Source organism: Halohasta sp. A2 (assembly GCF_056175805.1).
In genome coordinates this window covers 52634-61402 of the sequence record NZ_JAQFWV010000015.1, presented here as the reverse complement: position 1 = coordinate 61402, position 8769 = coordinate 52634, and the positions used below count along the sequence as shown (strand labels likewise).

Below are 8769 nucleotides of genomic sequence, written 5' to 3'. Positions count from 1 at the left end.
GAAACACGCTTGATACCTTCTGAGAAACCCTGCGGCATCTCCGTGGTCGTGTGCAAGTTCTTTCATTGCTCTCTTTCTTCAGCCGTGGCAATCAGCTTGCCGGATTAACCCCAGAAGTAGTGCTAGGTAGTAGACGACACCGAGAACGCCTGCGACCAGAAGAGTTCCAGCCACGTACCAGAGTGGATCTGGTCCGTGCATCGCCCCCATAGTCGACTCCATCATTGACCCGGTCGACTGTTCGACGGCGCGACGCTGTCCAGCAGCCCGCCAGCTGAGTGCCCCGCCGACCAAGAGGACGAATCCGACGAGCACACCAACGACGATATCTGCTCGTCGACGGTTCATATGATGACCCCCTGTTTCGAGATCTGACAGCTCATAGCGTCAATTTGAGCGCGACGGGTGAGACAATTGTGGATTACCGTTCCGATGCTGACATCCGTCATCGTGGATGAGTTACGTTGCGGTCATTAATGTCCATGGTCGTGATCGTGGCTTGGTATTTTCAGGCGTTGATCGGCAAACTCCGTCGGGTCTCTTTCGAACGTTTGCTTGCAGGTCTTCGAGCAGAAATAGTACGTCGTCTCCTCGTGGGACACACTCGGACCCTGGTCGTCGGTCCGCATCCCACAGACCGGATCGCGGTACTCTCCGGGTGCTCCCAGACCGCGCCGGTAGACGTAGAGGAGGAATCCCGAGAGTGCGAACGCGATCACGTTGAGGTAGAACGTGTAGTTGATCTCAAAGTAGGTCTGCTCGCTCGCGGTCATGCCTCCGGCGAGATCGGGAACGATTCCCAGCGCGTCGAACAACTGCTCCATGAGAAAGCCCGTGAACGCCATCGTCACGAAAAACACCCCGAGGATGTACCCCATTACACGCCAGCCGTAGTACTTCCGGTAGACGTTCAGCACGGGGATCGTGATGAGATCGGCGTAGACGAAGGCGATGACCCCGGCGAAGCTCACACCGCCACCCCAGAGCGCGACGGCAAACGGGACGTTTCCCATGCTCCCGACGAAGCTGATGACGGCGATGGCCACGCCCATGACCGCGTTCTCAGCGCTCACCAGCACCCCGTCACCCTGGAAAAACAGCGTGTTCCAGACCCACTGCGGGACGAACACGATAACGAACCCAGAAATCAGGAAGCCCGCGATCACGTCCGTGTAGAGCATCGACCACTCCTTTCGGTACTGGTTTGCGACCTTGTACCAACCGCCCCACGACTGGAGTTCGTCTCTCCAGCTACCGCTGCTGGCCGCCTGCTGCTGGTAGGTCTCCATGCACCCCTCTGAGCAGAACGTCAGGGTCTCGCCGCCGTCCGTGACGAGCGAATACTCGTCTTTCCCCTCCATCCCGCAGGTCGGGTCCTCCGAGATACCGTGATCGTGGTCTCGCTGATTCAGTTCGGCACGGACCTCCTCGAAGAGGGTTTCCGGAAGCGTCAGGTGGACGAGAACCGCCATGATCGCGATGAGAATCAGGCCACCGAGCAACTCGGCGACGAGGAACTCCCAGCCGAGCAAAATGAGGATCATCAACCCGAGTTCGACGATGAGGTTCGTCGACGCGAACATGAACGCGAGGAAGGCCACGACGTGGGCACCCTTCTTGAACAGTCCCTTCCCAATGGCGACCGCACCGAAGCTACAGCCGCTGCTGGCCGCGCCGAACAGCGTGGCCTTTGTGACACCGGCCAGGTCGCCGTCTCCGAGCACGTTTGCCATTCGCTCTTTCGAGACGTAGACCTGGACGAGACTGGTGATCACCAACCCCATGATGATCGCCCACGCCGCCGTCCAGAGGAATCCGACCCCGATCCGGAGGGCTTCGATCACCGCTGGTCCCAGTGTCGACACCATGATCGGTGTTACCGTTCGGTTTCGAGGCGCTCGCGCCGCCGTTCGTACTCGTCGTCGCTCAGGTCGCCGCGTGCGTAAGCGGCCTGAAGCTCAGCAACGGCGGGGTCAGACGACTTATCCTGCGTGGTCACCGCTCGATAGCCGAGGTAGATGGCCCCGACGAGGACGGCGAGCAAGAGGAGTTGCATCCCCACGCCGATGACGAGCATCCAGCCGGAGGCTCCATCTGCGCCCCACATACCGGTACCCCACATCCCACCCATCATCGACCCGGTCCCCATCATCCCGAACATAGGGACGATGACGAGGGCAGCGACGAGTGCGAGGACGATCCAGATAAGGTTCCGATCTGTTGTATTGGTAGCCATGATAGTGTCCCAGAGTCGCGTCAAGACGCGAACCCACTCTAGAGAGACGGGTGTATGATTCAATACTGTTTCTCTTACGATACCAAGGTTGCTGCCCATCAAAACCTTAGAATACAATCTCTGTTGTCATTGTGTAATTGATTACCTGTGCGAACACGACTCTCAATGGTGGCTCCCGTCCGGTTCCGACACCTGATCGGTGTTTGCATCTGAAGGTGAACTCAACCACGCTCGGACACATTCATTCAATCATTCATTCACAAATCTCACAGTCACGACTCTGTCTGTCAAAACGATGGTTGAGCCTCACAGGGGGACAGTTCAGCACCATCATCCGCGCGAGCCGAGCAAGACCTGGGTGTAGGAAAGCGGGCTGACAAAGGTCGACACTCGCAGTCGTGCGACCTACTCTCGACTTCCGGCAAGCCACTTCTGGCTGAAATTCACGCCACAGGCACAGTGGGCGTAGGCGTGGATTACGTCGCCTTCGGCGTACATGCCGCCAACCTCCTCGTTTTGCGCCTCGGCGAACGAAAAGATGAATTCGACCAGGTGGTCTTCGCTTTCCTCGTCATCGTCGACCTCGGGACAGACGCCCCCGTCGAGATCCGACTCGATGTGGCCTTGCCTGTCCATCGCGCCGCCAGCGAACTTCATCGGGTCGACGCCTGTCGCCTGTGAGAACGCTGCCCTCCCCTCGTCGCCCGGCACTACGAGGACGACGCCGGTGTCGACGTCGTCGCCCTCGGTCGGGAGGATGTGGTTGTCGGTCAGGTATGTGTCGTTGACGTAGATTGCGACATCGTCGAGTCGGTCGCCCGCGAGATAGGCCTCCAGCTTCTCCATACTCCCTCTCTGGTCGCCATCCGTATATGAATGATTACTCGTCGCCAAGGGATTCGGCAATCGAGGACAGCGAGTCCCGAGGCCCCTGTTTGACCGTATAAATGGCCCGTTTGCCCGGCGCACGCAGGCCGTACTGTTCGCCCTCGACGACCGTATCGAACACGACGCTGTTGCCCGACTCCCGGCCGAGTTGGCGGAGCCACTCGGTGAGTCGGTTCTCGCCCTCACCAGTTGACCGGGCCAACCGTTTGTTGTCGTAGGCTCCACGGATCACCAGCCCCTGTGTGTCTGCGGCGACCTGCGCGTAGTGTTCGGTGTCGTCAAACACGAGTCGAATCACGTCGTCGACCGCAAGCGAGTCGCTCGCTGGATCTGGGAGGCGAATGCCCTGTCGACGGGCACTCCCGAGTCGGATGAGTTCGGCGCGGGAAGAATCGATGGCGTCACTGTCGCTCGGAAGACGGCTACTCATTGGCGGTCAAACGGGTTCGACCACCGAAAACGCGTCGGTCGCTGTGGTTACTCGTCGTCGCTTTCGCCGAAGGCCTCGGCAACGCCGTCGTCGCTGTCGACGATTTTCGCGTTGATCTGGGCGGTCTCGTTCGAGACGGTTCGGCCACGGACGGTGATGCGCTTGCGCTCGCCGTCACGGCTTGGTTCGTAGCCAACGCCACCGGTCAGCAGCAGTTCTTTGACGGTCGAGCCAGCGACATCTTCGCGCATCGGTCGACCGGTTTCGTCCGAGCCACCGGTGAGTTCGAGCGTGTAGCCATCGAGGCCGACTGCGGCCCCGTCGACCTCGTCGCCGAGTTCTCGGCCGACGAATCGGTTCGCGTCCTGTCCGTCTACGTCCCGCTGATAGCTCGACCCGTCTGCAGGGTCTGCGACGACGACTGTGAAATCTGCCATACGTCAACTCTCTGGATGGGCCATGAAAAGCACGTCGAAAGCAGGTTCGGACACCTATCAACCAAAACGGCTCTGTCGTCGGGTGTTAGCTGTCGACTAACAGCCGACCGGTGAGCGAGTCGACGATGCTAGTGTTCGCGGTGAGTTCGTAGTTGTACTCTCCCTGTGCGACGTCATCGATAACGAGCGTTTCGACGCTCCCTGCATACACCGTCACGCCCCGTTCGTCGGTGCTCAGGGCGCTCCCGTCGCCCTCATCGGTTCGAATCGAGAGGCTGTAGGGGATCGGTGTCGGGTTCTGGAGCGTCACCTCGAGGGTGTTTCCCTCTCGTGCCCGGAAGGAAACGCCGCTGCGTGCGGCGATCGACCCGTCGACGCGCCAGGCCGACTGGCCGGTCGAATCGCCGTCGCTCATGTTGGTGTCGGCGATAATGCGCTCGTATGCCCCCAGTCTGAGCGTCACTCGGCCGTCGCGTTCGGTCAGGTCGACCTGACTGACGACCGCGTCGCTCCGATTCGCGCCACCGCTCTCGCCACCTCCATCGCCGCCGTCGTCGCCCGGTCCATCGTCCATTCCAATCGACTGGCCGACCGAGCCAGCGTTCTCGTCGGCCTCGTCATCACGCACATCGTCAAACGGGCTGTTGTCTCCCCATCCTGACGTCCAGCCCGCAAGCCCGGAGAGCCCCGCGATCCCAGCGAGAACTGCCCTCCGCCGTGATATCTCTAAGTGCCCGGTTATGGGGTCTATCAGATCCATGTACGACCCACCTACGACCGGGTAATATAGCCGACACTGCTTGTTCTCACGCGGTGGGAACCGTCGTTCTGTTTATATATGGCGTCGCGTTCGATCCCGAGTCGACCAGTGGCTACCCTCTAAGGGAATCATAACGCATAGGTCACCGCACTCTCTCCGGGTCGGTATGCAACTGGGCGTCATTGGTCTGGGACGGATGGGCCGCATCGTCGTCGATCGATCACTCGAAGCCAGCCACGAGGTGGTCGCCTTCGATCTCAACGACGAGGCGGTCGCGTCGGCCGCCGAGGCGGGTGCAACGCCCGCAGAGTCGGTCGCTGATCTCGCCGACACACTCGGCGACGAGAAACGCATCTGGCTGATGGTGCCTGCCGGAAAGCCGGTCGACGCCACCCTGGAGGATCTCGATCCCCACCTTGATGAGGAGGACGTGGTGGTCGACGGCGGCAACTCCCACTTCGAGCGCTCGCTCGATCGTGCCGAAGCGTGTTCGGCGGCCTACCTCGACTGCGGGACCAGCGGCGGTCCCGCGAGCGCAGAGGAAGGCTTTTCGCTAATGATCGGCGGCCCCGCGTGGGCCTACGAGGAACTCGTTCCCGTGTTCGACGCCGTGGCGACCGGCCCAGCGGGCCACGACCGGATGGGGCCATCGGGATCGGGCCACTACGTCAAGATGGTCCACAACGGCGTCGAGTACGCGTTGATGCAGGCCTACGGCGAGGGGTTCGAACTGCTGGCCGACGGCCGCTACGACTTGGATCTCGAAACGGTCGCCCGCACGTGGAACAACGGCGCGGTGATTCGGTCGTGGCTCCTCGAACTCTGCGAGGAGGCCTTTGAGCAGGAGGGCTCGGATCTCGGCGACGTCGACGACTACATTGCCGGGGGGTCGACCGGGACGTGGACCGTCGAGGAAGCGCTCGAACAGGAAGTTCCCGTGCCCCTGATCTACCAGGCGCTCGCCGAGCGGTTCGACAGCCGGAACGAGGGGCGGTTCTCGCGGCGGCTGGCCAACCGGCTTCGCTACGGCTTCGGTCGACACGCGGTCGCTCGGCGCGAGGAGTAAGCTGACTCAGTCGGTAGCTCGTCGCGTCGGCTGGCGAAAGCGAACCTCGTAACTTAATTAACCCCCGATTCCGTAGCCCCGAGCATGGTTGACTTAGTGGCGATCAGTATCGCTGGCAGTCTGACGCTCATATTCGTCATTCTCCACTTTATTAGGGGTACGGGCTGGCAGTCGAACGCCGACATCTCTCAGGAGATTCTTGAGCGGCGGGCGGCCACCGTTCCCGAGACGAGCTTCCCCGAGCCGATGAACCGCGCGATCGGTGGCGGTGGTGGCGCAGTCGCCGCCGTCGGTGAGGCGGGCGGCGAAGAGAGCGGCGAACTCGAAGAGGCCGAAGAAGAATCCCAGAGCCCGGCCGATATGCCCGAAGACGAGGTCGAGTACCACGAGATCGAACTCGCCAAAGAGGGCGAGACCATCGAGGTCGCCAGCAACGAGACGATCCTCGATAAGGCCGAAGACGAAGGCTTCGATCTCCCGTATGCCTGTCGACAGGGCCAGTGTGTTTCGTGTGCGGCGCACACTCCCGATGGGCCAGCCGAAGACCACGTGATCCACTACGAGCAGGAAACGTTCACCGAAGCCGAAATGGAGGAGGGGTATATGTTGACTTGTGTCGCCTACCCAATCGACGATTTCACGCTCGAAACCAACGAAGCACCATAGCAGCGCTCGCTCGAACGCTTGCACTCGCCCGTCGACACCCTGGTTTCTCTGTTACCAGACTGTTCGGTCTCACTGATCACCACACGACCGTTCTTTCATCGCTTACCATCGGTCAGTCCGTCGTATTCGAATCCGTTCGTTCTCTTCCTTTGATTTTCCTCACACAGTCGACGTCTTAGAGACCGTCTTCACCGATCTCTTCGCCACTGTCTTGGCGGTCGAAGCCACGCACCAAGCCGAGCGCGATAGCGATCTGGCGACTCTCCGGCGGGCTGATCGCGCGGTACGTTTCGAGCTGGTCGATTGCCTCCTCTACCAGCCGTTGGGCTGTTGTGTCGTCGCCCTCTTCGTCGGCCTCGCTGGCGTCGACCATCGTGGCGGCCACGTCGCCCGCGGCGCTCACCTGTCTGCGAAGTCGGTCGAGCGCGTCGTCGAGCGTGGCGTAGTCGACCGTCTCCAGCGGCGGGTCGCTTTCGAGATCGACTGCTCGGTCGATCGCGCTCTCGAACGTGGCGCGGGCGTCGTCGAACGCGCGTTGTGCCTCTCGGAACGTGTTGATCGCCTCATCGGACCGGTCGTCGTTCCACTGCTCGATCCCATCGTTGAGATGGCTGGCTCCCGTCGACGACTGTTCGTACCCGCTGAGCGTCGTCTCCCAGATGTCTATTCGAACCTCGTAGCGTAGGATGCGGTCTGCGGGGTCGTTCGACATGATCTCGCGGGGCTCGTCGTCGTGGCCCACCCCGAGAATGTGGCCGATCTCGTGTTGGGCGGTCGTTCGAACCGAGCCGAACGGGCGATCAGCAGCGACGACGTAGGCAGTGACCGGCCGTTCGATGCGGTTCTCGGGGCGGATCAGCGGTGCACAGCCCAACACGTCCTTGCTGTAGTTTTCGACGTCGCTGCACTGTTCGGGGCTGTCGACGTAGGCCATGACGATATCGGGCCGCTCGTCGACGAGTTCGAACTCGATGTCGAAGTCGGTGTACTGGCGGCTTTCGGCCGCCCAGAAATCGAGTGCCTCGCGGGCGTTCGCGTTGATGTCGTGATCAGTTGTCCCCTGATTCTCGACGCGAACGCCGACCGTCGAGTCAGCAAACGGATGGCGGCCATCTATCTGGGGCAGATCGACTGCCGTACAGCCGCAAAGACAGCCAAGCGTGCCGGTCGCGCTCGCGGTGAGAAACTGACGACGATACATAACGGATAGTGGTCAGTAGATACTAAACCTTTTGTGACGATTCAACCACTCGCTGACCGATTCAGTTTGGTTCGATCAGTGCTGGTTGTCGAGTGGAATGCACAACCGCGCAAGGGTTTATACCTGATCGCCCAAATCCCGACCGATGAACGATTTGCTTCAGTCGACGCTTCAGTCGGTTCCGCCGAGTGCGAAACTCGTTTACAAAACCCTCGAATACGAGGGGCCGCTGACCCAGGGCCAGATCGCCTCGCACTCGCTGTTGCCGTCGCGCACCGTCCGGTATGCACTGGCTACGCTCGAAGACGAGGGCGTAGTCGACAAAGAACTATATATTAAGGATGCCCGCAAGCGGCTCTACTCGCTTTCGAGCGCTCACCGGGAGGCGGCCGACGACGCCGAGCGCGTTGAGTCGATTGTCTCGGCGTGAGCCAGCGTCGGTGTTCGACGACTGTGGTGACAACCGATTTGGGCTCGGAGCCCGACTACGACAGTAATGGAACTCGTTTCTGTGGCCGCGCTCGCCGAAAACCGTGTGATCGGCGACGACGGTGAACTACCGTGGCCCAGCATTCCGGCCGACAAACAGCAGTATCGAGAGCGGATCGCCGACGCGCCCGTCATTCTCGGGCGAGTGACGTTCGATTCGATGCGTGAGGATCTGCCCGGAAGCCACCAGATCGTTCTTAGTCGGTCCCAACAGTCGTTCGACGTCGAGACGGCGTTCCACGCCGAAACCGTCGACGAGGCGGTCGAAATCGCTGACTCACTCGGCGCAGAGCGGGCGTACGTTATCGGTGGTGGCGCGATCTACCGGCTGTTTCAGCCCGTCGTCGACCGAATGGTGTTGAGCCGCATCCCTGGCGAGTACGAGGGTGACACCGTCTATCCAGCGTGGGATGGCGATCAGTGGAGGCTCGAATCCGAGACCGTCTACGACCGCTTTCGATTACAAGAGTGGGTTCGCGTTGGCGAGTAGTGTTCGTGGAGCCACCGTTCGAGCCTGTATTACTGTTCTCGATGCGATCGTCCGTTGATTCTACAACGACGGTTTGACTCGTACTGGTGGGCCCATGGGGCCGGTT

12 protein-coding genes are annotated in these 8769 nt (G+C 60.9%); 4 read left to right on the top strand and 8 right to left on the bottom strand.

The features are described 5' to 3' along the window. Positions 1–78 precede the first annotated feature (78 nt). The 7 genes from O2S87_RS06885 to O2S87_RS06855 form a co-directional block, all read right to left on the bottom strand. Positions 79–348, bottom strand: a complete 270-nt coding sequence (locus O2S87_RS06885; protein ID WP_475408063.1) for a hypothetical protein — start codon at positions 346–348, stop codon at positions 79–81. Between the two features lie 125 nt (positions 349–473). Next, positions 474–1868, bottom strand: a complete 1395-nt coding sequence (locus O2S87_RS06880; protein WP_475408062.1) for a permease — start codon at positions 1866–1868, stop codon at positions 474–476. An 8-nt stretch (positions 1869–1876) separates the two neighbouring features. Further along, positions 1877–2236, bottom strand: coding sequence for an SHOCT domain-containing protein (locus O2S87_RS06875; protein WP_475408061.1), 360 nt, complete (start codon positions 2234–2236; stop codon positions 1877–1879). A 405-nt stretch (positions 2237–2641) separates the two neighbouring features. Next, positions 2642–3082 (bottom strand): DUF5807 family protein, encoded by a 441-nt coding sequence (locus O2S87_RS06870; protein WP_475408060.1) that lies wholly within the window; start codon positions 3080–3082, stop codon positions 2642–2644. 34 nt (positions 3083–3116) lie between these two features. Further along, on the bottom strand, positions 3117–3554 hold the full coding sequence (locus O2S87_RS06865) for a DUF7112 family protein (RefSeq protein WP_475408059.1): 438 nt from the start codon (positions 3552–3554) through the stop codon (positions 3117–3119). A gap of 47 nt (positions 3555–3601) precedes the next feature. Continuing rightward, positions 3602–3991 (bottom strand): 30S ribosomal protein S6e, encoded by a 390-nt coding sequence (locus O2S87_RS06860; protein ID WP_475408058.1) that lies wholly within the window; start codon positions 3989–3991, stop codon positions 3602–3604. A gap of 85 nt (positions 3992–4076) precedes the next feature. Next, complete coding sequence (locus O2S87_RS06855) at positions 4077–4751, bottom strand: cupredoxin domain-containing protein (protein ID WP_475408057.1); 675 nt, start codon at positions 4749–4751, stop codon at positions 4077–4079. Positions 4752–4917: 166 nt separating this feature from the next. On the opposite strand from O2S87_RS06855, the gene O2S87_RS06850 reads away from it, so the two are divergent. After that, positions 4918–5817 carry a decarboxylating 6-phosphogluconate dehydrogenase gene (locus tag O2S87_RS06850; RefSeq protein ID WP_475408056.1) on the top strand — a complete coding sequence of 300 codons (900 nt, stop codon included), beginning with the start codon at positions 4918–4920 and terminating at the stop codon, positions 5815–5817. Positions 5818–5901: 84 nt separating this feature from the next. Beyond that, positions 5902–6483, top strand: coding sequence for a 2Fe-2S iron-sulfur cluster-binding protein (locus O2S87_RS06845; protein ID WP_475408055.1), 582 nt, complete (start codon positions 5902–5904; stop codon positions 6481–6483). A gap of 175 nt (positions 6484–6658) precedes the next feature. Here O2S87_RS06845 and O2S87_RS06840 read toward each other — a convergent pair whose 3' ends face one another. After that, entirely contained in the window at positions 6659–7684 is a 1026-nt protein-coding gene (locus O2S87_RS06840; protein WP_475408054.1) for a hypothetical protein, read from the bottom strand. A gap of 145 nt (positions 7685–7829) precedes the next feature. Here O2S87_RS06840 and O2S87_RS06835 point away from each other — a divergent pair, with 145 nt between their 5' ends. Both O2S87_RS06835 and O2S87_RS06830 read left to right on the top strand, forming a co-directional pair. Continuing rightward, positions 7830–8114, top strand: a complete 285-nt coding sequence (locus O2S87_RS06835) for a helix-turn-helix domain-containing protein (protein WP_475408053.1) — start codon at positions 7830–7832, stop codon at positions 8112–8114. Positions 8115–8180: 66 nt separating this feature from the next. Further along, on the top strand, positions 8181–8663 hold the full coding sequence (locus tag O2S87_RS06830; RefSeq protein ID WP_475408052.1) for a dihydrofolate reductase: 483 nt from the start codon (positions 8181–8183) through the stop codon (positions 8661–8663). The last annotated feature ends 106 nt before the right edge of the window (positions 8664–8769 follow it).

Bases quoted from the DNA above. Each gene is read 5' to 3' on its own strand.
- O2S87_RS06885 (WP_475408063.1), bottom strand. From the start codon at position 348: ATGAACCGTCGACGAGCAGATATCGTCGTTGGTGTGCTCGTCGGATTC.
- O2S87_RS06880 (WP_475408062.1), bottom strand. From the start codon at position 1,868: ATGGTGTCGACACTGGGACCAGCGGTGATCGAAGCCCTCCGGATCGGG.
- O2S87_RS06845 (WP_475408055.1), top strand. From the start codon at position 5,902: ATGGTTGACTTAGTGGCGATCAGTATCGCTGGCAGTCTGACGCTCATA.
- O2S87_RS06875 (WP_475408061.1), bottom strand. From the start codon at position 2,236: ATGGCTACCAATACAACAGATCGGAACCTTATCTGGATCGTCCTCGCA.
- O2S87_RS06830 (WP_475408052.1), top strand. From the start codon at position 8,181: ATGGAACTCGTTTCTGTGGCCGCGCTCGCCGAAAACCGTGTGATCGGC.
- O2S87_RS06835 (WP_475408053.1), top strand. From the start codon at position 7,830: ATGAACGATTTGCTTCAGTCGACGCTTCAGTCGGTTCCGCCGAGTGCG.
- O2S87_RS06840 (WP_475408054.1), bottom strand. From the start codon at position 7,684: ATGTATCGTCGTCAGTTTCTCACCGCGAGCGCGACCGGCACGCTTGGC.
- O2S87_RS06870 (WP_475408060.1), bottom strand. From the start codon at position 3,082: ATGGAGAAGCTGGAGGCCTATCTCGCGGGCGACCGACTCGACGATGTC.
- O2S87_RS06865 (WP_475408059.1), bottom strand. From the start codon at position 3,554: ATGAGTAGCCGTCTTCCGAGCGACAGTGACGCCATCGATTCTTCCCGC.
- O2S87_RS06855 (WP_475408057.1), bottom strand. From the start codon at position 4,751: ATGGATCTGATAGACCCCATAACCGGGCACTTAGAGATATCACGGCGG.
- O2S87_RS06860 (WP_475408058.1), bottom strand. From the start codon at position 3,991: ATGGCAGATTTCACAGTCGTCGTCGCAGACCCTGCAGACGGGTCGAGC.
- O2S87_RS06850 (WP_475408056.1), top strand. From the start codon at position 4,918: ATGCAACTGGGCGTCATTGGTCTGGGACGGATGGGCCGCATCGTCGTC.